The 26,380-nt window shown below is 31.9% G+C and carries 19 protein-coding genes; 15 read left to right on the top strand and 4 right to left on the bottom strand.

Translation table 11 applies throughout. From position 1 onward, the window contains the following. Positions 1-353 precede the first annotated feature (353 nt). Entirely contained in the window at positions 354-3,788 is a 3,435-nt protein-coding gene (locus tag EBB51_RS11310; protein ID WP_123055060.1) for a pyruvate carboxylase, read from the top strand. Between the two features lie 153 nt (positions 3,789-3,941). Then, positions 3,942-5,051, top strand: a complete 1,110-nt coding sequence (locus tag EBB51_RS11305) for a M20 family metallopeptidase (protein WP_123054548.1) — start codon at positions 3,942-3,944, stop codon at positions 5,049-5,051. Positions 5,052-5,366: 315 nt separating this feature from the next. Here the strand turns inward: EBB51_RS11305 and EBB51_RS11300 are convergent, their stop codons facing one another. Next, positions 5,367-5,549 (bottom strand): hypothetical protein, encoded by a 183-nt coding sequence (locus EBB51_RS11300; protein ID WP_123054547.1) that lies wholly within the window; start codon positions 5,547-5,549, stop codon positions 5,367-5,369. Between the two features lie 177 nt (positions 5,550-5,726). Between EBB51_RS11300 and EBB51_RS11295 the strand changes: the two genes are divergently transcribed. Next, positions 5,727-8,654 carry an insulinase family protein gene (locus EBB51_RS11295; RefSeq protein ID WP_123054546.1) on the top strand — a complete coding sequence of 976 codons (2,928 nt, stop codon included), beginning with the start codon at positions 5,727-5,729 and terminating at the stop codon, positions 8,652-8,654. Positions 8,655-8,709: 55 nt separating this feature from the next. On the opposite strand, the gene EBB51_RS11290 is transcribed toward EBB51_RS11295, so the two are convergent. Continuing rightward, positions 8,710-10,491, bottom strand: a complete 1,782-nt coding sequence (locus EBB51_RS11290) for a carbon starvation protein A (protein WP_123054545.1) — start codon at positions 10,489-10,491, stop codon at positions 8,710-8,712. A gap of 290 nt (positions 10,492-10,781) precedes the next feature. After that, positions 10,782-12,572, bottom strand: coding sequence for a carbon starvation protein A (locus tag EBB51_RS11285; RefSeq protein ID WP_123054544.1), 1,791 nt, complete (start codon positions 12,570-12,572; stop codon positions 10,782-10,784). 311 nt (positions 12,573-12,883) lie between these two features. Between EBB51_RS11285 and EBB51_RS11280 the strand changes: the two genes are divergently transcribed. From EBB51_RS11280 to EBB51_RS11265, 4 genes are all read left to right on the top strand, one after another. Beyond that, positions 12,884-14,518 carry a LytS/YhcK type 5TM receptor domain-containing protein gene (locus EBB51_RS11280; protein WP_123054543.1) on the top strand — a complete coding sequence of 545 codons (1,635 nt, stop codon included), beginning with the start codon at positions 12,884-12,886 and terminating at the stop codon, positions 14,516-14,518. Positions 14,519-14,527: 9 nt separating this feature from the next. Beyond that, complete coding sequence (locus EBB51_RS11275; RefSeq protein WP_123054542.1) at positions 14,528-15,298, top strand: LytTR family DNA-binding domain-containing protein; 771 nt, start codon at positions 14,528-14,530, stop codon at positions 15,296-15,298. 71 nt (positions 15,299-15,369) lie between these two features. Then, on the top strand, positions 15,370-15,771 hold the full coding sequence (locus EBB51_RS11270) for a hemerythrin family protein (protein WP_123054541.1): 402 nt from the start codon (positions 15,370-15,372) through the stop codon (positions 15,769-15,771). 25 nt (positions 15,772-15,796) lie between these two features. Further along, a complete protein-coding gene (locus EBB51_RS11265) occupies positions 15,797-16,087 on the top strand; it encodes an MTH1187 family thiamine-binding protein (protein ID WP_123054540.1) in 291 nt (96 codons plus the stop codon). A gap of 23 nt (positions 16,088-16,110) precedes the next feature. On the opposite strand, the gene EBB51_RS11260 is transcribed toward EBB51_RS11265, so the two are convergent. Beyond that, positions 16,111-18,024 carry an ABC-F family ATP-binding cassette domain-containing protein gene (locus tag EBB51_RS11260; RefSeq protein WP_123054539.1) on the bottom strand — a complete coding sequence of 638 codons (1,914 nt, stop codon included), beginning with the start codon at positions 18,022-18,024 and terminating at the stop codon, positions 16,111-16,113. Between the two features lie 318 nt (positions 18,025-18,342). Here EBB51_RS11260 and EBB51_RS11255 point away from each other — a divergent pair, with 318 nt between their 5' ends. The 8 genes from EBB51_RS11255 to gltA all read left to right on the top strand — a co-directional run bounded on the left by EBB51_RS11255 (position 18,343) and on the right by gltA (position 26,300). After that, positions 18,343-18,975, top strand: coding sequence for a redox-sensing transcriptional repressor Rex (locus EBB51_RS11255; protein ID WP_123054538.1), 633 nt, complete (start codon positions 18,343-18,345; stop codon positions 18,973-18,975). 231 nt (positions 18,976-19,206) lie between these two features. Continuing rightward, positions 19,207-19,986 (top strand): short-chain-enoyl-CoA hydratase, encoded by a 780-nt coding sequence (locus tag EBB51_RS11250; protein ID WP_123054102.1) that lies wholly within the window; start codon positions 19,207-19,209, stop codon positions 19,984-19,986. A gap of 12 nt (positions 19,987-19,998) precedes the next feature. Continuing rightward, positions 19,999-21,141 carry an acyl-CoA dehydrogenase gene (locus EBB51_RS11245; protein WP_123054101.1) on the top strand — a complete coding sequence of 381 codons (1,143 nt, stop codon included), beginning with the start codon at positions 19,999-20,001 and terminating at the stop codon, positions 21,139-21,141. A 13-nt stretch (positions 21,142-21,154) separates the two neighbouring features. After that, positions 21,155-21,934, top strand: a complete 780-nt coding sequence (locus EBB51_RS11240; RefSeq protein ID WP_123054100.1) for an electron transfer flavoprotein subunit beta/FixA family protein — start codon at positions 21,155-21,157, stop codon at positions 21,932-21,934. A gap of 21 nt (positions 21,935-21,955) precedes the next feature. Continuing rightward, the gene (locus EBB51_RS11235) at positions 21,956-22,957 is read left to right on the top strand and encodes an electron transfer flavoprotein subunit alpha/FixB family protein (RefSeq protein ID WP_123054537.1); all 1,002 of its coding nucleotides are present in this window, start codon (positions 21,956-21,958) and stop codon (positions 22,955-22,957) included. 42 nt (positions 22,958-22,999) lie between these two features. Continuing rightward, positions 23,000-23,848, top strand: coding sequence for a 3-hydroxybutyryl-CoA dehydrogenase (locus EBB51_RS11230; RefSeq protein WP_123054536.1), 849 nt, complete (start codon positions 23,000-23,002; stop codon positions 23,846-23,848). 168 nt (positions 23,849-24,016) lie between these two features. Beyond that, on the top strand, positions 24,017-24,907 hold the full coding sequence (locus tag EBB51_RS11225; RefSeq protein WP_123054535.1) for a sulfide/dihydroorotate dehydrogenase-like FAD/NAD-binding protein: 891 nt from the start codon (positions 24,017-24,019) through the stop codon (positions 24,905-24,907). Position 24,908: 1 nt separating this feature from the next. Next, positions 24,909-26,300, top strand: a complete 1,392-nt coding sequence (gene gltA / locus EBB51_RS11220; protein ID WP_123054534.1) for an NADPH-dependent glutamate synthase — start codon at positions 24,909-24,911, stop codon at positions 26,298-26,300. The last annotated feature ends 80 nt before the right edge of the window (positions 26,301-26,380 follow it).

Below are 26,380 nucleotides of genomic sequence, written 5' to 3'. Positions count from 1 at the left end.
CTATTTTTGTACTAAAACATAGTTGAATCATATATTAATGATATATTAGCATATGCTATACTTAAAATTTAAGTAATATAGCATATGCTAATTTATTGTTTTGACATACAAATTCTTTAATACAATATATATTGTATAGTCTAATTAAAAAATATTATTTTAAATATATTACAGCTTTTAATGCTTGAGTATTAGGTGATTGTGTAATAAATATAAAAATGCAAGTTAAAAAAACAAAAAATTGCAATTGAAATAATTTTGATACTTATATATAATAATATTAACTTTGTTTTAATTAATAAATATTCGTTATATACAATATTATACAATTCAAAAAGGAGCTGAGGGATTTGATTAAAAAGTTTAAAAGAGTTCTTGTGGCAAATAGAGGGGAAATTGCAATAAGAATTTTCAGAGCATGCCATGAGCTGGGAATAAGAACGGTAGCTATATATTCAGATGAAGATAAACGTTCGTTATTCAGAACAAAAGCTGATGAGGCATATTTAATAGGTAAAAATAAAGGACCAGTTGAAGCATACTTAAATATTGATGAAATAATAAGTCTTGCTTTAAAAAAAGGTGTTGATGCTATACATCCAGGGTACGGATTTCTATCGGAAAATGCTGAGTTTGCTAAGAAATGTAAAGAAGCTGGGATTGAATTTATAGGACCTACAGATGAAATGATGAATAAAATGGGAGACAAGATTCAATCCAAAATTATGGCTGAAAAAGCTGGAGTTGCAACTATTCCTGGAGTACAAGAAGCTATAAAGACGGAAGAAGAGGCCATAGAATTTGCAAAAATTTGTGGATATCCAGTTATGCTAAAAGCTGCAGCAGGCGGTGGTGGAAGAGGTATGAGAATTGTGTACAAGGCAGAAGACCTCTTGCAAGCATACAGGAGTGCTAAAAATGAAGCAAAAAAAGCCTTTGGTATAGATGACATGTTTATTGAGAAGTATTTAGAAAGTCCTAAACACATTGAAGTGCAAGTTTTAGGAGATAAATATGGCAATATAGTACATTTGCATGAAAGAGATTGTTCTATACAAAGAAGACATCAAAAAGTTATAGAGTTTACACCGGCAGTAGCTTTGCCAGAAGAAAAGAGAAATGCCATTTGCAAGGATGCACTTAAAGTAGCTAAGTCAGTAAATTATAGAAGTGCAGGTACACTAGAATTTTTGGTTGATAAAAACTTGAACTACTACTTTATAGAGATGAATCCAAGAATTCAAGTTGAACATACAATAACTGAAATGGTTACAGGAATAGATATTGTTCAAAGTCAAATTTTAATAGCTGAAGGATATAGTTTAGATTCTAAAGAAATTGGAATTTACTCACAAGAAGATATAAAGCCTAGGGGATATGCAATACAGTGCAGGATAACAACGGAAGATCCTATGAATAACTTTGCACCTGATACAGGTAGAATAGATGTATACAGAACTGGTTCTGGTTTTGGTATAAGACTTGATGGTGGAAATGGATTTACAGGAGCAGTTATAAGTCCTTATTATGATAGTTTGCTTGTTAAAACAATAGCTTGGTCAAGGACATTTAAGGATGCAATAAGAAAATCCATTCGTTCGGTAAAAGAAACTACTGTTTCAGGAGTAAAAACAAATGTTGACTTTCTTATAAATGTTTTAAATCATAAAGACTTTGCAGAAGGAAAATGTGATACTAACTTTATAGCAAGTAATCCAGAGCTTTTTGATATAGTACCAAAAGCTGATGAAGAACTTAGAATTTTAAAATATGTTGGAGATAAAGTCGTAAATGAAACTAAAGGTAAGAAGGATGACTTTGATGTACCAGTTGTTCCAAAATTTCAAGCAAATGAACATTTATATGGCACAAAACAGATATTAGATGAAAAAGGACCGCAGGGTGTAGTTGATTGGATAAAGGCTCAAGATAAATTACTAATAACAGATACAACAATGAGAGATGCACATCAATCCCTTATGGCAACTAGAATGAGAACAGTGGACATGGTTAAAATTGCTAAAGCTCAATCTGTTTTAGGGAAGGATATATTCTCACTGGAAATGTGGGGAGGAGCAACTTTTGATGTAGCTTATAGATTTTTAAAGGAATCACCATGGGAAAGACTTGAAGAACTTAGAAAGAGAATACCTAATGTATTATTTCAAATGCTTATAAGAGGAGCAAATGCTGTTGGATACAAAAACTATCCAGATAATGTTATAAGAAAGTTTGTTAAGCAGTCTGCAAAATCTGGAATAGATGTTTTTAGAATATTTGATTCACTTAATTGGCTAAAAGGTATGGAAGTTGCCACTGATGAGGTATTAAACCAAGGAAAAATTGCAGAAACTTGTATGTGTTATACAGGCGATATACTTGATGAAAGTAGGGACAAATACAGTTTAAAGTACTATGTAAACTTAGCTAAACAAATAGAAAAGACAGGTGCACATATACTTGGAATAAAGGATATGTCAGCTTTGCTTAAACCATATGCAGCATTAAAACTTATAAGAGCATTGAAACAAGAAATATCAATACCTATACACCTGCATACACATGATACTACTGGAAATGGAGTTGCAACTGTATTAATGGCAGCTCATGCAGGAATAGATATAGTTGATACAGCACTAAGCAGTATGTCTGGACTTACAAGCCAGCCTTCATTAAATTCAGTGGTTGCAGCATTAAAAAATACTGGAAGGGACACTGAAATTGATTTAGAGGATATGCAGGCTTTATCAGATTATTGGAGTGCAGTAAGACCTGTTTATAAACAATTTGAATCCGGATTAAAAACAGGAACTGCTGAAATATACAAGTATGAAATACCTGGAGGACAGTATTCAAACTTAAAACCTCAAGTTGAAAGTTTTGGTTTGGGACATAGATTTGAGGAAGTAAAAGACATGTATAGAAAAGTAAACTACATGGTAGGAGATATAGTAAAAGTAACTCCATCATCAAAAATGGTAGGAGATTTAGCTATATTTATGGTTAAAAATGATCTAACTCCTGAAAATATTTATGAAAAGGCTAAAAGTATGCCGTTTCCTGATTCCGTAGTTACTTTCTTTAAAGGAATGATGGGGCAGCCAATGGGAGGTTTCCCAGAAAAACTTCAAAAATTAGTATTGAAAGATGAAAAACCTATTACCTGCAGACCAGGTGAGTTACTTCCTAGTGAAGACTTTGGAAAGATAAAAGAACATTTAGATGAAAAATTTAAGATGAATGCTTCGGACAATGATGTTGTAAGCTATGCTCTATACCCTGATGTATTTGAAGGATATTTGAAATATGTAAATGAATATGGAGATTTAAGTCATATGGGAAGTGATGTATTCTTCCACGGACTTAAAGAAGGAGAAACTTGTGAAATTGAAATAGCTGAAGGAAAAACATTAATTGTTCAGCTGCTTGAAATAGGTAAGCTGGATGCTCAAGGGTATAAAACTCTAGTGTTTGAGGTAAATGGAAATAGAAGAGAAATTAAGATAAAAGATAAAATAAGCAGTTCAAAAATAGAAATTTCAGAAGAGAATGTTGAGTTTGCAGATCCTAATAATGAAGATGAAATAGGAGCAAGTATTCCAGGAAATGTATTAAAGGTACTAGTACATGAAGGGGATAAAGTAGAAAAAGGACAGAGCCTAGTTATAATAGAAGCAATGAAAATGGAGACAAATGTTACTTCAGCAAAAACAGGCACCGTTGAAAAAGTATTTATAAAAGAAGGAAATCAAGTTAAAACAGGAGAACTACTTGTTAAGTTGAAATAGTCATAATAAAAACTCTATCGTAAGGTAATCCTATCTTATGATAGAGTTTTTTTTATGTAAAGTTTTAATTTTGTATTGAAGAAATTATTTATTGGTGATAGAATATGTATAATTATTCAAATTGGTGTATTATAATGCAATGGGGGTGAACTTATGGATTTATTAGAAATTATAAAAGACAATATGGGCAAAATAGTAAATTTGAGAAAAAAATTAAATGAAAATGCAGAATTATCTTTTAAAGAATATAAAACTCAACAAATAATAAAGAAATTCTTAAAAGATTTAAATATCAATACAGTTGATATGATAAATACTGGTGTAGTTGGTGTGCTTAATGAAGGTAATGAATGTACTGCTATAAGATCAGATATTGATGCACTTCCTATTAATGGTGTATCGCATGCTTGTGGGCATGATTATCATATGGCTGTTGTGCTTGGATGCGCTTTAATATTAAAAAAAATAGGATTTGACAAATGTATAAAGTTTATTTTTCAACCAGGTGAAGAAGATACTGGAGGAGCACTTCCTATGATTGAAAATGGAGTGCTTGAAAATCCAAAAGTAAAAAATATAATAGGACTGCATGTATGGCCGGGACTTGATGTTGGAAAAATAGAAGTAACGGCAGGACCGTCTATGGCTTCAACAGATGAATTTTTTATAACATTTAAAGGTAGAGGTGGGCATGCTGCAATGCCTTATCTATGCAATAATACTATATACCCTGCTGTGGACTTTATTCAAACTTGCAGCGAAAAGCTTCACTTAAAAAATAATCCTTTAAATCCATTTGTAGTTACATTTGCATCGTTCAATTCTGGAAATGTGCCCAATGTAATAAGTGATGAAACAAAAGTTAATGGAACAGTAAGAACTTTTGATGATAACCTTAGAAATGTCATACAGCAGGAAATACAGAACACAGCAGAGGTTTCAGCAGAAAATTTTAAATGCAAAGTTGACATTGAATATGAACATGGTTGTCCACCTTTAATAAGTAACTTTGAACTTACGGATAAATTTATAAAATCAAGTAAAAAGATACTTGGAGATGATAATGTGCTGGATCTTGAAAAGAGCTTTGCTGGTGAGGATTTTGCATTTTTTGCACAAAGATGTCCATCTGTACACTTTAGACTTGGTATAAGTGACAAAGTTAAAGGAACAAAAGTTCTTCATTCAAGTGGTTTTGATGCCTCAGATGAAGCACTGCTCTATGGAATATATGTCATAGTTAACTTTATATTAAACATGTGAGGACACAAAAACAGAGGACATAGGACAGAGGACAGAGAAGGAGGATTTTTCTCCGCTGCGCTGCAAAAAATCTTTAAATTTATATAAGTTAGCAGAGATTTAACATTTGAATTCCAGTAAAAATAGAATTTTTACTGGAATTATAATTTTTTACACTCACTTGAAGGGCTGGTAAGCCCGCAGACCGATAGGTCATAAGTATGGATACACTTACCTTTTTACCCAAGAACCTTAATAAAATATTTCCAGTTTTATTTTGAAATTATACCTTAAAGCTATCTCTATGCCCGTAAGGCTGTGAAAAAAAACAATTCTCTAAATACTATCAAATAATTCTATGCCATCTATGGCAGCTACTTTTAAGTCATCAAGATCAAAATTCAAACAGCGCCTAACGGCGTCAATGCAGGGCATTTTAGTTTTTTTTGGATGAAGGTTGGAATCTATTAATTCTACTGTAAATCCTCCTTCTCTGTCCTCTGTCCTCTGTCCTCTCAAAAATATTGCATCGCAATATTTTTAATATATGTCTTTATATAAGTTATTGGATAAATGATGAAGTTTTATTTAGTGGAAATTTTGTATATAATGTTATATATAGCATTATATTTTGAGATAATAGATAAGTAATGAGTATGCTGCTAAATTATTAAGAATTTGAAAGGAGATAAATTTATGGAATTACAACTTGGAAAAGAATATAGTGGTTTTGAGTTTTTGGAAAGAAAACATATTAGTGAAATAAATTCTAATGGTATGATATTTGAACATAAAAAAAGTGGAGCAAGATTATTTTATCTTGAAAATGATGATGACAATAAGGTGTTTGCAATAAGTTTTAGGACACCGCCGGAAGACAGCAGGGGAACACCGCATATATTAGAACACTCTGTATTATGTGGTTCTAGAAAATTTCCAGTAAAAGAGCCTTTTGTAGAATTAGTAAAAGGCTCTTTAAATACATTTTTAAATGCATTTACATTTCCAGATAAAACAATGTATCCTGTAGCAAGTACAAATGATAAGGATTTTTCCAATTTAATGGATGTATATCTAGATGCAGTTTTTTATCCAAACATATATAATACTCCTGAAATTATGATGCAGGAAGGATGGCACTATGAGCTTGAAGATAAGAATGCTCCAATTAGTTATAAGGGTGTAGTTTATAACGAAATGAAAGGTGCTTTTTCTGCTCCTGAGTCCATACTTTTTAGAAAAATATCAGAATCTCTTTTCCCTGATACTCAATATGGACTTGAATCTGGTGGAGATCCATATGTAATACCAACTTTAACACAAGAACAATTTACAAACTTTCATAAAAAGTATTATCATCCATCTAATAGTTATATATATCTGTATGGAAAAATGGATATATTGGATAGATTAAATTTTTTAAATGAAAATTACTTAAAAAACTTCGACAGACAGGACATAGATTCAAAAATAAACTTGCAGGTTCCATTTGATCATCAAAAACAAGTTAATATTAAGTACCCTATACTAGCTAATGAAAAAGAAGAAGATAAGACATTTTTAAGTATGAATTTTGTTACTGGAAAAGCAACTGATCCTGAAGCATACTTAGCATTTGATATATTAGAACTTATACTTTTAGAAATGCCATCATCACCTTTAAAAAGAGCTATTATAGATGCTAAAATAGGTAAAGATGTATTTGGTGGATTTGAATCGAGTATGCTCCAAACCATATTTACTATAGTTGTAAAAAATTCAAATAAGGATAGAGTTGAAGAGTTTAAGCAGGTAGTAATGGACAGTTTAAAGAAGTTGGTTAAAGACGGAATTGACAAAAAACTCATAGAAGCTGCCATAAATATAAGGGAATTTGGATTAAGGGAAGCTAACTATCAAGGTTATCCAAAGGGATTGGTATATGGAATGAAGTGTATGGACAGCTGGTTGTATGATGAAAAACCATGGATTCATCTTACTTATGAAACTGCTCTTTCAAAGATAAAGGCAGCACTTACTACTCCATATTTTGAAAATCTTATAGAAAAACACATATTGAATAATGAACACAGTTCAGTTTTGATAGTAGAGCCTGAAAAAGGTTTACTTGAAAAGAAGGAAAATGAGACAAAAGAAGAATTACAAAAGTTTAAAGATAGTTTATCTGAAGGGCAAATAGATGAACTTATAAAGAATACTCAAAATTTGAAAAAAAGACAAGGTACTCCTGATTTATCTGAAAACCTAGAAAAGATACCGCTCATTTCTATAAACGATATAGATCCTAAGGCTAAAAAGTTGCAATTGATAGAAGATGAGGAATGCGGTGTAAAGGTACTGTATCATCCTGTATTCACTAATAAAATAGCTTATGTAAATTTATATTTTGACACATCAGCTGTTAGGCAGGAACTTATACCATATATATCACTATTGAGTACAATTTTAGGGAAGATAAATACAGAAAACTATAAGTATGAAGATTTATCAAAAAATGTTGATATATATACTGGTGGAATAAGATACTTTGTTGAAGCTTTTTCTAAGAATGGAAGTACCAATGAATTTTATCCTAAATTTATAGTAAAGTCAAAAGTCCTTGTAGAAAATTTATCTAAACTAGTTGAGTTGATAGAAGAAATAATTAAAAAGAGTAAGTTTGATGATTGTAATAGAATAAAGGAAATAATTGATGAAACAAAATCTAGAATGGAAATGATAATTTTTGATAGAGGACATATTGTAACTTCAAGTCATCTGCTTTCATATTTTTCAAGTGTAGGCAAATATCAAGATATAGTTAGTGGATTGGGATTTTATAAATTTATCGCTGATTTAGATAAAAATTTTGATCAAAAATCAAAAGAGATAAGCGAAAACTTAAATGAAGCAGCAAGGAATATATTCAATAAGAATAATTTAATTACAGGTATAACACTTGATGAGGAAAACTATGCTAAACACAAACAATGTTTAAATCAGCTGTATAATGATTTAGATTCAAGTAAGGTTGTTCCTCAAAAATATGAACTGAAGTTAACACCTGAAAATGAAGGACTGATGACATCAGGTAAAGTACAGTATGTATCGAAGGCATATAATTTCATTGAACTTGGATATAAGTACAGTGGAAGTTTACAAGTACTTAAGGTAATTGCAAATTACACATATCTTTGGACTAAGGTAAGAGTTCAGGGCGGTGCTTATGGATGTTTTTCATCATTCCAGAGAAATGGTAATATGTTCTTTACATCATATCGTGATCCAAATTTAAAGGATACTTTAAAAGTTTATGATGAAGCTGGGGAGTTTATTAAAAACTTTGATGCAGGAGAAAGGGAAATGAGAAAGTATATAATTGGTGCAATATCTGACCTAGACTATCCATTAAATCCTTCAATGCAAGGTGAGGCAGCTGCCGAAAATTATATAAAAGGTACTAAATATGAAGATAGACAAAAAGAAAGAGAAGATGTTTTAAATACGGATGTTAAACAAATTAGGGAATATGGAAATCTAATTGAAGATGCGATGAAGAAAAATTGCATTTGTGTACTTGGAAACGAAGATAAGATAAAACAAGAAAAGGACTTATTTAATCAGCTGGCGAATGTATTTGATTAATTTATAGATATAAAAATAAGTGGACGGTGTAAGATAACCATCCACTTATTTTTATTTAAACTGATTGACTTTTTGATTTTCGTATATTAGCAAAATCTTTAACCCATACTTTGATACTTTCAAGAATTACAATTACAAGAAGTATTAGTAACACGGCTGATATTACAGCTAGCAGTATATTTCCTTTTGGTAAGTAACTTTGGAATATATTGAGTAAGGCAGCTGATATAGTTATTATTGATATAGCTACCATAGGTAAAAATGTAATTAGTGCATATTTTGGAACGCCCTTCTTTAATATAATAGTTGTTCCTATTGCAAACGCTATAGCGGCAAGCATTTGGTTTGCTGTACCAAACAATGGCCATATGGTTGATATGTTACCTGTATACAGTAGATATCCCCATGTAAATGATATAATAGCGCTGAATACTATTACATTAAACCATGAATTTCTATTTCCAAGTGGTTTATAGAACTTTCCACATAAGTCTTGAAGTAAGTATCTGCCTATTCTTGTACCGGCATCTATAGTAGTTAGTATAAACAGTGCTTCAAACATTATGCAGAAATGATAGAAGTAAGACATTAATCCTTCTAATCCAGGAATCTTATAAAATACGTAGCCCATACCAACTGCAAGTGATACAGAACCACCAGGTCTTCCTGCTAAATGTTCACCAACCATATTCGATAACATTGGAAGTTCATGAGGAACCATTCCTAGTTTTGCAAATACTTCTGGTGCTGAGTTTATAGCAAAGTAATCAGCTGTAGGAAGACAAGTTGCAGCAATTAATGCCATTAAAGCTATAAATGATTCTATAAGCATTGAACCAAATCCAATAGGCAGTACATCTTTTTCATTTTGAATAAGTTTAGGAGTAGTACCTGAACTTATCAATGAGTGAAAACCAGATAATGCACCGCACGCTATTGTAATAAATAGGAATGGAAATACTTTACCAGGAACTATTGGACCGCCCCCATGTATGAATTTAGTAAAAGCAGGCATTTGTAGAGTAGGTCTAACAATTACAATACCAACAACTAATAATGCTATAACACCTAATTTCATGTATGTGCTTAGATAATCCCTAGGAAGTAATAATAACCATACAGGGAGAGCAGCTGCAAGAAAACCATAAAGAGCAAGTATAACTGACAGTTGTTTAGCATTAAAGGTTAGGTAAGGAGCTATTGCTGTATGCTGTATAAAAGGTCCTAAAGCAACACCTAATATTATAAGAGCCATACCTATTATAGTACCTTCTACTATTTTTCCTGGCCTTATAAATTTCATATAAACTCCAATAAACATAGCAACAGGTATTGTGAAACCAACTGTAAAAGTTCCCCATGGGCTGTTGTACAATGAATTGATGATTGGAAGTCCAAGACCTGCCATACTTATTATTAATATAAATAATACCGCAATGGAAGTTACAAATCCCATTCTTGTCCCAAAAAGTGACTTAGCAATTTCAGCAATTGATTCTCCATCATGTCTTACGGATGCACAAAGTATAACCATGTCATGTACTGCACCAGCAAATACACCGCCAATTAAGATCCAAAGAGTACCTGGAAGATAACCATATTGTGCTGCGAGAACAGGTCCTATAAGCGGACCAGCACCAGCGATTGCAGCAAAGTGGTGTCCGAGTAATACCCATTTGTTTGTAGGTACATAGTCATGACCATCTTCATGAATTTTTGATGGAACTTCAGTAGTGTCCCTCAAAACTAATACTTTTGCCGCTATAAATGAGCCGTAGAATCTGTATCCTAAAACCAATACTAGAGCAGCAATGATGACTAGAACTAAAGAGTTCATGAAAAAGTCCCCCCTCTTTCTTTTAGTGCGAATATTTATTTATGATAAACAATATCCGCAATTTAAAATTTTGAGATAACTCTCAATTCAAATGATATTACAGGAATTCACTTTTTAGAATAAATATAGGGTTAAACATCAAAAATTTCCGGTAAGTGGTATTTTATTGGGTGTGTGTTACAATTACAGCGTGTTTAATGAAAAGATTAAATAAACAAAACTATATATAGAGTAAAAAAAGGACTTACAAAACTTAATTTTGTAAATCCTCTTTATTAAAGATTTTAAATCTATGCTGACTGATTTATTTTATTATCAGTATCTGAATACTTATGCCAATCTCTTACCCAAGCCTTTATGCTTTCATACATTATAGCTACAAGTATTAATATAAGTATTAATGACATAATAGCTAATAAAGTTTTGTGACCAGGTATATAAGTTAATGTAATGTTTTCTATTGATGCAGTTAAAGTTACTATGCCTATAAATGCCATTGGCAGTATAGTCAAAGGTACATACTTTCGTTTTCCGTTTCTTATAAGAACAGTTGTACCTATTGCAAATGCTATAGCTGAAAGGGTTTGATTTGCTGTACCAAATAGCGGCCATATTGTTGATATATTTCCTGTATACAGTAGATATCCCCATGTAAATGACATAAGACCACTGAAGAATATTATATTAAATGTTGAATTTTTATTAGCAAGTGGTTTACAAACAGGACCTATTAAATCTTGCAATAAATATCTGCCTATTCTTGTACCAGAATCTATAGTAGTTAGTATAAATAGTGCTTCAAACATTATACAGAAGTGATACCAATAAGACATTAATCCTTTTAGTCCAGGAATGCTGTAAAATACATAAGACATACCAACTGCAAGAGATACAGAACCACCAGGTCTTCCTGCTAAATTTTCACCAACTAAATGTGATAACATTGGAAGTTCATGAGGGACCATTCCTAGTTTTGCAAATACAGCTGGTGCTGAGTTTATAGCAAAGTAATCAGCTGTTGGAAGACAGGTTGCAGCAATTAATGCCATTAAAGCTACAAATGATTCTATAAGCATTGAACCAAATCCAATAGGCAGTACATCTTTTTCGTTTTGAATAAGTTTAGGAGTAGTACCTGAACCTATAAGTGAATGGAATCCAGATAGTGCACCACAAGCTATTGTAATAAATAGGAACGGAAATACTTTACCAGGAACTATTGGACCGCCGCCGTTTACAAATTTAGTTATAGCTGGCATTTGTATAGTAGGTCTTACAAATATAATTCCTACAACAAGTAATCCTATAACACCTAATTTCATATATGTGCTTAAATAATCTCTAGGAAGTAATAACAACCATACGGGAAGTGCAGCTGCAAGGAAACCATAGAGAGCAAGTATAACTGATAGTTGTTTAGCATTAAAAGTTAAATAAGGTGCTAATGCAGTTTGTTGTATAAAAGGCCCTAATATTACACCAAGTAGTATTAGAAGCATTCCTATTACAGTACCTTCTGCTATTTTTCCAGGCCTTATGAATTTTAGATAAATTCCAATTAACATTCCAACTGGTATTGTAAAGCCAACTGTGAATGTGCCCCAAGGGCTGTTATATAATGAATTGACAACTGGAAGTCCAAGTCCGGCCATTGTTATTATGAGTATGAATAATATCGATATAGAAGTTAATACTCCCATTTTGCTGCCGAGATTTGCTTTAGCAATTTCAGCAATTGATTTTCCATCATGTCTTACGGATGCACAAAGTATAACCATGTCGTGTACTGCACCAGCAAATACACCGCCAATTAAGATCCAAAGAGTACCTGGAAGATAACCATATTGTGCTGCGAGAACAGGTCCTATAAGCGGACCAGCACCAGCAATTGCAGCAAAGTGGTGTCCAAGTAATACCCATTTGTTTGTAGGTACATAGTCATGACCATCTTCATGAATTTTTGATGGAACTTCCGTAGTGTCCCTCAAAACTAATACCTTTGCTGCTATAAATGAGCCGTAAATTCTGTATCCCAAGATTAATACTAGGGCAGCAACGATAACTAAAACTATAGAGTTCATATAAAATCCTCCTTTGTAATATAAAAGTTTTTATGTAACATTTATAAATATATATAAAACGATTACAAGTATTATATTAATACTTTATTTTTGATTTATGTATAAATAACTCGCCAAAGGATAAAATTTGAGAATAAAATGTAAAAATAAAGGCGTAATTGACAATATTGATGTTTAACAAATTATTTAAATATTTTTATTTTGTTATATAATATATATTAAGATTAATTTTATATAAAATTAATTTGTAGACTTTATCAGTTGTATAATGATTTTATTTATCTTAAATTTAGATAAATAGGGGGGATAAAGTGCTTTATATTCAATTACTTGAAAAAATGGCTCTAATTGCTTTGGCAGCTTATATATACAATCAATCCCATATATTTAAGAATCTTACAAAGGACAAACTAGAGTTTTCAGATAAAATAGTTATGATAGTATTTTTTAGCTCACTTTCAATAGTTGGAACATATACAGGTATAAACTTAGAACCACATGCAATAGCCAATACTAGACCAATTGGAGCTATTGTGGCAGGATATGTTGGCGGACCTGTTATAGGAATAATAGTTGGTACTATTGCTGGTGTGCATAGATACTTTTTAGGTGGTTTTACTGCACTAGCCTGTGGACTAGCAACAATTGTAGAAGGAATTTCAGGCGGCTTAGCTAGAAAATATTCTAAAGATGGTGCTTTTAGTGTCAAAAGTGGATTCATAGGAGCGGTTATAGCTGAATGCCTGCAGATGGTTATTTTACTGATTTTTGCAAGACCACTTGCGGATTCAATAAGATTAGTAAAAATCGTAGCATTTCCAATGATAACTATAAATTCACTAGGTGTTGTTATATTCATAAATATAATACAAAATGCAAGAAAAGAATACGATAGAATTGGGGCTATACAAGCTCAAAAAGCACTTAGTATTGCAAAAAGAACTATGGTCCATATGAGAAGAGGACTAAATAGAGAAACAGCTAAAAATGCAGCTGAAATTATATATGAAATGTCTAATATAAATGGTGTATTTATTGGAGATAAAAATGGGCTCTTAACTTATTGTGGTGGAAAATTAGATCAAAAAAAGCTTGATGACAGTTTGAATAGATACTATAAACATCCCAGCTATACAATATTGGAATTTATGAATGATAAAAAAATGTTACATTTTGTCTGTGCTCCTTTTTTTATATCTGGTGTTAATTTTGAGGGAGTATTAGGGCTTGAAGTTAAGTCAAAGTTAAATATAGACATGTATTTTTGGCAATTTGCTAAAGAATTAAGTGATCTTTTATCTATGCAAATAGAATTGCATAAATTGAATAAGTTAGCAGAAGAAGCATCTACTGCAGAATATAGAGCTCTAAGAGCACAAATTGAGCCGCATTTTTTATTTAATGCATTAAATACTATAGCATCTTTTTGCAGAACGAATCCTGCTAAGGCAAAAGAACTTATTATAGATCTTTCTAATTATTTTAGACAAACATTAAAACGTGAAGAAGACTTTATATTATTGAGAGATGAGATTGATTTTGTAAATTCATATTTGTCTATTGAAAAAGCTAGATTTGGGGAAAGACTTAAAGTACATATAGATATACCTCATGATATGATGAATATAAAAGTGCCAGCTTTTATACTGCAGCCAATTATAGAAAATTCAATTAAACATGGTATATTACCAAAACCTTTAGGCGGGAGTGTAACTGTGAAAGCACGTTATAATAGCAATCGAGAAATAAAATTTTCAATAGAGGATACCGGTGTTGGCATGAATGATGATAGATTAAATGAAGTTAGGCACAGCTCACCTGGTATAGGACTTAAAAATGTAAATGAAAGATTAAAGTTATTATATGGGGAAGCTAACATGCTTAATATTGAGACTGCTTTAAATAAAGGTACAGAGGTTAACTTTTTAATACCAAAAAGGGGGTAAGATCAATTAATGGATAAAATAAGGTGTATTATAGTAGAAGATGAAGTCCCTGCTGCGGAAGAGTTAAAATATATAATATCTAAATATGATCCTATTTATGTTTTGGGTATGGCTTATGATGGAGAAACAGGAATGAAACTCATAAAGGAAGAAAAGCCTCAAGTGGTATTCTTAGATATAAACATGCCGGTGAGAAGTGGTATGGAACTTGCAAGAGAAATAAAAGAATTTGATAAAAATATAGATGTGATTTTTGTAACAGCATATGAAAAACATGCATTACAAGCATTTGAAGTTGGGGCTATGGATTATGTTTTAAAGCCATTTGATGATAGTAGAATAGGTAAAACGATAGATAAAATATTGAATAAATGGAATAATAGCAGTTCTAAACAACAGGAACTTCCAAGAATGATAAATCAAATAATTAATGAAATTGACAAAGAAAAAAAAATGACTAAGAGAATTCCGTGTGACAGAAATGGAAAAATAATACTTGTTGATGTCAAAGATATTTACTATTGTTATATAAAGGATGAAAAAACATATATTAAGACAAAAAATGATGACTATTTTGTAGGATATACACTGCACCAGATAGAAGAAAAAACTAACTTTTTTAGAGCTCATAGAAGTTATCTTGTAAATATGGATAATATAAAAGAATTGTATTCATGGTTTAATGGAACTTATAAGTTAGTTATGAATGACAAGGAAAAGTCAGAAATACCTATTAGTAGAAATAATGTAAAAAAGTTAAAAGAGCTGCTCAAAATATAGGTTGGCTTGTTGTTTACATGTTATTTTAAGTAATTTAAGATATTTGTTAATTTTTTATAAGGAGGAATGCTATGACGGGTTTATTTACAGACAGATTATTAATATGTGTTGATAAAATTGATGAGCAGCATATAAAACTTTTTAAGGCTATAGATAAATTTCAACAAGCTTGTAATGACAGAAAATGTGATGAAGTAATTGGACTATTTAATTTTTTAAAGGTTTGCTTTGAAAAACATTTTAAAGATGAAGAAGGTTATATGGTCAAGTACATATACCCTGAATACGATGAACATATGGAAGAACACAACTTTTTTTTGAGAAAGATTTATGCCTTTGATATTGGGATTAAAGGAGGTTACATATCAATTACTAAAATGATGGAAATGAATGAGTTTTTTACTGAAAACTTTGTGATGCATCTCTCTGAAGTTGACAGCAAACTTGGAGAGTTTTTAAAAGACAAGCTATAAAATATTTATGATTAGGAGTGATAAAATGTCAGCTATTAATGTAAGTTTACAAGTATTACCTTCAGTTAAAGATAAGGATTTATATTCAGTTGTTGATAAAGTTATAGAGTATATTAAATCGACTGGTGTAAAATATGAAGTTGGACCTATGGAAACAACTATGGAAGGTGAGCTTGATGAACTCTTGGAAATTGTTAAGAAAGCTCAACAAATATGTGTAGAAAATGGGGCAGAAAGAGTGGCATCAATAGTAAAAATAGATTATAAACCGGATGGTATTACTATGAATGAAAAGATTGGAAAGTACAGAAAGTAAAAAACTAATGTAGGATTTTACTCCTACATTAATTTTTCCCATTCTTCATATAAGCAATCGAGTTCAGATTGTTTTTCAATTAGTGTTTTATTTATATCTTCACTTTTCTCAGGATTTGAATAGACTTCTTCTTTACATAAGGCAGCTTGAAGCTCAGATATCAAATCCTCAATATCGGATATGTTATCTTCTACATTTTTGACCTTTAACTTTTGTTCCTTTTCTATTTTTTTAATTTCTCTTTTTTTCTTTTTTTCATTATTTATTTGAGTCTTAGTTTTTCCAGGCACATTCTCTTCGTTTTCCTGAAATCTCAATGGATTTTTCTTTTTTTCAACATAATAACTATAATTACCCAAATATTCGTTAACACCTTTTTCAGTAAGCTCGTATATCTTTTCGATAACTTTGTTTAAAAAATATCTATCATGTGATATTACTAAAACAGTTCCATCATAATTTAATAGGGCTTTTTCCAAAGCTTCTCTTGACATTATATCCAAATGGTTTGTAGGCTCATCTAATAGTAAAAAGTTGGAGTTAGATAACATCAACTTTAATAAGTTAATTCTGCACCTTTCGCCTCCACTTAATTCAGATACCTTTTTAAATACATCATCACTATGAAATAAAAAAGCAGCAAGATAACTTCGTATTTCAGTTGTAGTCAAGTGTGGAAAGTCATCCCAAACTTCATCTATTACAGTTTTATTTAAATTTAAATTTGACTGTTCTTGATCGTAATAACCTATGAATACATTTTTACCAATGGAGCAAACTCCAGAATCTGCTTTCAATTTATCCATTATTATTTTAAATAAAGTTGTCTTTCCTCTGCCATTTTCACCTATGATAGCTACTTTTTCTCCTCTTTTTATATCTAAATTCAAGTTTTCAAATAAAGTTTTGCTGTAACTTTTACTTAAATTTTCAATATGTAAGACATCATTTCCACTTTTAATTTGAGTTTCAAATGTTATATGATCAAGCTTTTCTTCCTTATCAGGAAGATCTATTCTTTCAACTTTATCTAATGCTTTTTGCCTACTTTCAGCAGCTTTGATGCTTTTTTCCCTGTTAAAAGATTTATATCTTTTTATTATCTCTTCCTGTCTTTTAATTTCACTTTGCTGCAGATTATACGCTTTTAATTGAGTTTCATAATTTTTTTGTTTTAAATCTAGAAATTTAGTATAGCTGCCATTATATGAATTTATGTGGCCGTTAATGAGTTCTAAAGTTTTAGAAGTTACAGCATCTAGGAAATATCTATCATGAGATATAATTAAAACAGTACCTTTATACGACTTTAAGTACTCTTCTAACCATTCTATAGCATCTAAATCTAAATGATTTGTAGGCTCATCTAACAGCAAAATTTGAGGCTTTGTTAAAAGGAGTTTACATAGTGCGACTCTTGTTTTTTGACCGCCGCTTAATATACTGATATTTTTATCATAGTCTTCCTGCGTAAAGCCAAGTCCTTTTAAAACTTTTCCTATTTCAGCTTTGTATGTGTAACCTCCCTTATTATTGTATAGTTCAGTATTTGTAGTATAATCCTTAATCACCTTATTGTAATAATCTTTATTGCTGTCATCATATGGCTTATTCATTAAATTTTCTAGATGTGTTAATTTTTTTTCTAAATTTAAAAGTTCTTCAAATACCGTTAACATTTCATCGTATATAGTATTAGAAGATTCTAGTGAAAGATGCTGGGCAAGGTAACCTATAGATTTATTCTTATCAATAAATAAATTTCCAGAGTACTCATCCAGCTGATTAGTTATGATCTTAAAAAGTGTTGATTTACCAGCTCCATTAGGACCTATTAAACCTATCTTTTCACCTTCATTTAAATTAAGAGTTACATCATTTAATATAATGTTAGTTCCGTAACTTTTATGAATATTTTTGCAGCTTAAAACAATCATGTTTTCACCTTCCTTAATCCAACCAATATTATTTTACTATTACAAAGGAATTTTTTGTAGTGTAAATTTTGTGCGGTATGAAAAATATATGAATTTTATGTATAAAATTTTTTATAATTTTAAATTACATAAAATATTCATAGATACATATTATTTATAATATAAGTATAAAGTTGTTATATGAATATATTTGTTAAACATTGCATATTATTAATTAAAAATGTATAATGAATTATTGACATATAATATCATTGACTAATAATATAACAAGAGAAATAAATATATAAAGTATATAATATATATAATAAGAGGTGTAGTATGGAGAAGAAAAAAAATATATCAATGGCTGTTATAAAAAGATTGCCTAAGTATCATAGGTATCTTGGGGAATTACTAAAAAATGATGTCGATAGAATTTCTTCAAAAGAATTAAGTGAAAAGATAGGTTTTACAGCGTCCCAGATCAGACAAGATTTGAATTGTTTTGGAGATTTTGGCCAGCAGGGTTATGGTTATAACGTTAGTGAGCTGTATAATCAAATAAGAAATATTTTGGGGCTTACTAAAATTTACAAAACAGTAATAGTAGGAGCAGGAAACATAGGGCAGGCCATAGCAAACTATACGAGGTTTGAAAAACTTGGATTTACTCTTGAATCACTATTTGATATCAATCCTAAATTGGTTGGATTAAAGATAAGAGATATAAGTATAAAGGATATAGATTGTTTACCAGGATATTTACAAGAAAACCATATAGATATTGGTGTAATATGTGTGCCTAGAAATAATGCACAAAAAGTATGTGATATTTTAGTTAAAAATGGCGTTAAGGGAATTTGGAACTTTGCTCCTGTAGATTTAGTTATTCCTGATGATGTAAAAATCGGAAATGTTCATTTAAGTGATAGTTTACTTACGTTAAGTTGTTTATTAAATGACAAAGAATAGTTAACTTACGTTAAGTTGTTTATTAAATGACAGAAAATAGTTGATAGCCGAAAGGTAAAAATTATAAATATATGATGATTTTATATTGAAATCTATTGCTTTAGGGTTTATAATAATAATTGAGCTTGCGGGCTTCAATTATTTTTTTTATATTTATTGTTATATTATTAACAAAAATGTGTTAATTATATAACAATAAATAAATATTTCATTAATGAGGAGGATCAAGTAATGGAGTTTAAAAATCTTACCTTTGAAAAGGATGGAAAAATAGCTATAGTTACTATTAACAGACCTAAGGCACTAAATGCTTTAAATACGGAGACTTTTGTAGATATCAGTGCTGTTGTTGATGAAATTGCTAAAGACAGCGAAATACTTGCTGTAATAGTTACAGGTGCAGGCAGAGCTTTTGTTGCAGGCGCTGACATAACTCAAATGAAAGATATGAATACTGAAGGCGGAAGAGAGTTCGGAATGACTGGAAACGAAGCTTTCAGAAAATTAGAAAATCTTGAAAAACCAGTAATAGCTGCAGTAAACGGTTTTGCACTTGGAGGCGGCTGTGAACTATCACTTGCTTGTGATATAAGAATAGCTTCAACTAAGGCTAAATTCGGACAGCCAGAGGCAGGTCTTGGAATCACACCAGGATGCGGCGGAACACAGAGACTTGCAAGAACAATTGGACCAGGAATGGCAAAAGAACTTATATACACTGCTAAAATCATTGATGCAAATGAAGCATATAGAGTAGGTCTTGTAAACAAAGTAGTAGAACCAGAGAATTTGATGAAAGAAGCAAAGGATCTTGCAAATACTATAGCAGCAAATGCACCTATAGCAGTTAAAATGTGTAAAGCTGCAATAAATAAAGGAATACAATGCGATATAGATACAGGTCTTTCATACGAAACAGCAGTTTTTGGACTGTGTTTTGCAACAGAAGATCAAAAAGAAGGTATGACTGCATTTGTTGAGAAGAGAGACAAATGTTTTAAGAATAGATAGGAGGTTAATGTAATGAATTTTGGTTTGACAAAGGAACAAGAATTAGTAAAACAAATGGCAGCTGAATTTGTAAAAAATGAGGTAGAGCCTTTAGCTAAAGAAGTCGATGCAACAGAAAGATACCCAATAGAAACAATGAAGAAAATGGCTAAGTATAACATGATGGGTATGCCGTATCCTAAGGAATTAGGCGGAGCTGGTGCTGATTATTTAAGCTATATAATGGTAGTAGAAGAACTTGCAAAAGCTTGTACAACTACTTCAACTGCTTTTTCAGCACATACATCACTGTGCTCATGGCCAATATACAACTTTGGTACAGAAGATCAAAAGAAAAGATATCTTCCAGATTTATTCAGCGGAAAGAAGATAGGAGCATTTGCTCTAACTGAACCAAATGCAGGAACAGATTCTGCAGCACAGCAGACTACAGCAAAAAAAGACGGAGATTATTATGTATTAAATGGTTCCAAGATATTCATTACAAATGGTGGATATGCAGATACTTTTGTAACTTTTGCTATGACAGATAAGAGCAGGGGAACAAAAGGTATATCAGCATTTATAATTGAGAGAGGAATGCCCGGATTTACAATAGGAAAAGTAGAAGATAAGATGGGTATAAGAGGATCTTCAACAACAGAACTTATATATGAAGATTTAAGAATACCTGCAGCAAATCTTCTTGGAAAAGAAGGAAAAGGTTTCAAAGTTGCAATGATGACACTTGACGGAGGCAGAATAGGAATAGGAGCACAAGCTCTTGGAATAGCAGAAGGAGCACTTGAGTATGCTATAAACTACATGAAAGAAAGAAAACAATTTGGAAAACCACTTTCAGCATTCCAGGGATTACAATGGTATGTAGCTGAAATGAAAACTAAAGTAGAAGCAGCAAAATATCTTGTATACAAAGCAGCTTGGAAGAAACAAGAAGGAATGCCGTTCACAATGGATGCAGCAGAAGCAAAATTGTTTGCAGCAGAAACTGCAATGTTTGTTACAACTAAAGCAGTTCAGATCTTAGGCGGATATGGATATACAAAGGATTACCCACTTGAGAGAATGATGAGAGATGCAAAGATAACTGAAATATATGAAGGAACATCAGAAGTTCAAAAGATGGTTATTGCAAGCAATTTGTTAAGGAAATAGGAGGGTTAAACATATGAATATAGTAGTTTGCTTAAAACAAGTACCTGATACTAACGAAGTTAAAATAGATCCAAAGACTGGAACACTTATAAGAGAGGGAGTTCCATCAATAATAAACCCAGATGACAAAAATGCACTTGAAGGAGCACTTCAATTAAAGGAAAGTGAAGGAGCAAAAGTTACAGTAATCAGCATGGGACCTCCACAGGCCGATAAGGCTTTAAGGGAAGCTCTCGCAATGGGTGCTGATGAAGCAATATTAATTTCTGATAGAGCATTTGCAGGAGCAGATACACTAGCTACATCAAATGCACTTGCAGGAGCACTTAGAAAATTAGATTATGATATAATATTTGCCGGAAGACAGGCTATAGATGGAGATACTGCACAAGTAGGACCAGAAATAGCAGAACACCTTGGAATACCGCAGGTAACATATGTAGAAGATGTAAAGATAAGCGGAAATGAACTTACTGTAAGGAAATCTCTTGAAGATGGATATGAAGTAGTAAAAGTAAAGACACCAGTTCTTTTAACTGCAATAAAAGAATTGAATGAGCCAAGATATATGTACATGCCAAAAATATTTGAAGCTTACAAGAAGGAAGTAAAATTGTGGACAGCAGATGACATAGATGTAGATAAATCCCTTCTTGGACTTAAAGGTTCACCAACAAAAGTTAAAAAATCATGGCCAAAAGCAGCAAAAGGAAAGGGCGAACTTATAGATAAGCCATATAAAGAAGCAGCAGCATACGGAGTTGCAAAACTAAAAGAGAAACATTTCATCTAAATTTATAGGAGGGATTTAAACATGAGTATAGCAGATTATAAAGGTGTATGGGTATTTGCTGAACAAAGAGACGGAAAACTTCAGAAAGTAGCCCTAGAGTTAGTCGGAAAAGGAAAAGAATTGGCAAATAAATTAGGCGAAGAAGTAACAGCTCTGCTTCTTGGAAGCAATGTAGATAATCTTGCAAAAGAATTAGCAGCTTATGGAGCAGATAAAGTTATATGTGTAGATAATCCAAACTTAAAAAATTATACAACTGATGCATATGCAAATGTAATAAATGAACTTGTTACAACTAGAAAACCAGAAATACTTTTAGTTGGTGCAACATTTATAGGAAGAGATCTTGGACCTAGAGTATCTGCAAGACTTTCAACAGGACTTACAGCAGATTGTACAGGACTTGACATAGATGAAGAAGGCAAGAACTTACTTATGACAAGACCAGCATTCGGTGGAAACTTGATGGCTACAATAGCATGTACCGATCACAGACCGCAGATGTCAACAGTAAGACCTGGAGTATTTGAAAAATTAGAAAAAGACAGCAGCAGAAAAGGAAATATAGAAAAAGTAAATATCGATGTAAAAGAAGATGACATAAGAACAAAGATACAGGAAGTAGTAAAATCAGCTAAGAATATAGCAGATATAGGAGATGCTAAAGTTCTTGTATCAGGAGGAAGAGGACTTGGCAGTCCAGAAGGCTTCAATATGCTAAAAGAACTTGCAGACTTATTAGGCGGAACAATATCCGCTTCACGTGCAGCTGTAGATAACGGCTGGATAGATAAAGCATATCAAGTAGGACAAACAGGTAAAACTGTAAGACCTAATTTATATATAGCTTGTGGAATATCAGGTGCAATACAGCATTTAGCAGGAATGCAAGATAGTGATTTCATAATTGCTATAAACAAAGATGATTCAGCTGCAATAATGCAGGCAGCAGATCTTGCTATAGTTGGTGATTACACTAAAGTAATACCTGAAATGATAGCTCAGATAAAAGCTATGAATTAATTGACTTTATTCTGATTATTTTAATTGAGAGGGGATAAAAATATGAAAAAAGTATGTGTACTTGGTGCAGGAACTATGGGCTCAGGAATTGTTCAAGCTTTTGCATCAAAGGGATGTGAAGTAGTAGTAAGAGATATAAAGGATGAATTTGTAGAAAGAGGAATTTCAACAATAAAGAAAAATCTTTCAAGATCAGTTAAAAAGGGTAAAATGTCACAAGAAAATGCTGATGCTATAATTGCTAGAATAAAAGGAACAGTTGACCTTAACATGGCAGCTGATTGCGATCTAGTTGTTGAAGCAGCAGTAGAAAATATGAAAATAAAGAAAGAAATATTCTCAGAGTTAGATAAAGTTTGTAAGCCAGAAACAATTCTTGCTTCCAATACATCTTCTCTTTCAATAACAGAAGTTGCTTCTGCTACTAAGAGACCAGATAAGGTTATTGGAATGCACTTCTTTAACCCAGCTCCTGTTATGAAACTTGTAGAAGTAATAAAAGGAATAGCTACTTCTCAAGAAACTTTAGATACTGTTAAGCAAATAGCTACAGAGATTGGAAAAGACCCTGTAGAAGTTAAAGAAGCTCCAGGATTTGTTGTAAACAAAATATTAGTTCCAATGATCAACGAAGCTGTTGGATTAATGGCTGAAGGAATAGCATCTAAAGAAGACATAGATAAAGCTATGAGACTTGGCGCAAATCATCCAATGGGACCATTAGAATTAGCAGATCTTATAGGATTAGATATTTGTCTTGCTGTAATGGATGTATTATATAAAGAGACAGGTGATTCTAAGTATAGGACTCATCCATTATTAAGAAAATATGTAAGAGCTGGATGGCTTGGAAGAAAGACTAAAAAAGGATTCTATGATTATTCAAAATAATACAAGATAAATAACTAAAATAGCCGCTGAAATACAACTTATTTCGGAGGCTATTTTTGTATTACAAATTGTAGAAATTTTAATAAAGTTTTGATGTTTATTGTGTTATAATATAAAAAGGTAAAGGTTATTATATTATATATATTATGATTATATGGAGGGGTAAAAGTGTATAAAATTTTAAATAAAAGAGCTTTGGCACCTAATATATTTTTAATGGATATAGAAGCGCCTAGAGTTGCAAAAGCATGTTTACCAGGTCAATTTGTTATAGTTAGAATGGATGACAAAGGAGAGAGAATCCCTCTTACTATTTGTGATTCTGATCCTGAAAAGAAAACTGTAACTATAGTATTTCAGACAATAGGTGGTTCTACACAAAGAATGGCTGATTATGAAGTCGGAGAAGAATTTAGAGATTTTGTCGGTCCGCTGGGTCAACCTTCTGATTTGGTAACTGATAATATAGAAGAAGTAAAAAGTAAAAACATAGTCTTTGTAGCTGGCGGTGTTGGAGCAGCACCAGTATATCCACAAGTTAAATGGTTACATAAACATGGAATTAATGCAGATGTAATTGTAGGATGTAAATCTAAAAATTATTTACTTCTAGAAGATGAAATGAAAGCTGCTGCAGGTAATTTATATGTGGCAACTGATGATGGAAGTTATGGATATAAGGGATTTGTAACAGATTTATTAAAAGATCTTATAGATAAACAATGTAAAAAATATGACTATGTTGTAGCTATAGGACCTATGATAATGATGAAATTTATAGCAAAGCTCACAAAAGAGTATGGTATAAAGACAGTGGTTAGTTTAAATCCTATAATGGTAGATGGAACAGGAATGTGCGGTGCTTGCAGGGTAACAGTTGGAAATGAAACCAAATTTGCTTGTGTAGATGGTCCTGAATTTGATGGACATCTAGTTAACTTTGATGAAGCCATGAGAAGACAAGCAATGTATAAGACTCAAGAAGGAAAGGCTGCATTAGACCTTCAGGAAAAGCAAGAAGGTCATAAATGTCATGTAGGATTGGAGGGAGAAAAATAATATGGGTAATGATAGAATGGTTAGAACACCTATAAAGGAACAAGAACCAAGTGTAAGAGCTCATAATTTTGAAGAAGTTTGTTTAGGATATAATGAAGAGGAAGCTGTTAAAGAAGCTAATAGATGTTTAAGTTGTAAGAAGCCTATGTGTGTTACAAAATGTCCTGTAACTATAAGTATACCTCAATTCATATCTAAGGTTAAGGAAAGAAATTTTGAAGAAGCAGCTAAAATAATAGCTAAGTCAAGTGCACTGCCAGCAGTATGTGGAAGGGTATGTCCACAAGAAAGTCAATGTGAAGGAAAATGTGTACTTGGAATAAAGGGTGAGCCTGTAGCTATAGGAAAACTTGAAAGATTTATAGCTGATTGGTCAAGAGAACATAACATAGATTTATCAGAGAAAAAACCAAGTAATGGTAAGAAAGTTGCAGTTATAGGAAGCGGTCCTTCTGGACTTACTTGTGCTGGAGATCTTGCAAAATTAGGTTATAATGTAACCGTTTTTGAAGCATTACATGAAGCAGGTGGAGTTTTAGTTTATGGAATTCCAGAGTTTAGGCTTCCTAAGGATAAAGTAGTTAAACATGAAGTCGAAAATGTTAAGAAATTGGGAGTAAAGATAGAAACTGATGTAATAATAGGTAAAACTATTACTATAGATCAATTAATAGAAGAAGAAGGATTTCAAGCTGTATTTATAGGTTCTGGAGCAGGACTTCCAAAATTCATGGGGATAAATGGAGAAAATTTAAATGGAGTATTTTCTGCAAATGAATTTCTAACTAGAAATAATTTGATGAAAGCTTTTAAAAATGACTATGATACACCTATTAAAATCGGAACTAAAGTAGCAGTAGTAGGTGGAGGAAATGTTGCAATGGATTCAGCTAGGACAGCTTTAAGACTAGGAGCAGAAGTTCATATAGTCTATAGAAGATCAGAAGAAGAACTTCCAGCTAGAGCTGAAGAAGTACATCATGCTAAAGAAGAAGGAATAATATTTGACCTTCTAACTAATCCAGTAGAAATTTTAGGGGATGAAAAAGGCTGGGTTAAGGGTATGAAGTGCATAAAGATGCAGCTTGGAGAACCAGATGCTTCAGGAAGAAGAAGACCAGTTCCAATAGAAGGATCAGAATTTGTGATAGATGTTGATACTGTTATAATGTCACTTGGAACATCACCAAATCCACTAATATCTTCAACAACAAAGGGATTAGAAGTTAACAAGCGTAAGTGCATAATAGCGGAGGAAGATACAGGGCTTACTACTAAAAAAGGTGTATATGCAGGTGGAGATGCTGTAACAGGAGCTGCTACAGTAATACTTGCTATGGGAGCAGGAAAGAAAGCAGCAGCTGCTATTGACAAATATTTAAGTGAAAAATAATATTAATAAAAAAGAGTTGTATTTATACAGCTCTTTTTTAGAAGACAGAAAACAGGAAACAAAGGACATAGGACAGAGGA

The organism is Clostridium sp. JN-1 (assembly GCF_003718715.1).
Taxonomy (GTDB): Bacteria; Bacillota; Clostridia; order Clostridiales; family Clostridiaceae; genus Clostridium_AV.
The sequence above is the reverse complement of the archived record's forward strand: the minus strand, read 5'-3'. Positions and strand labels throughout refer to the sequence as shown.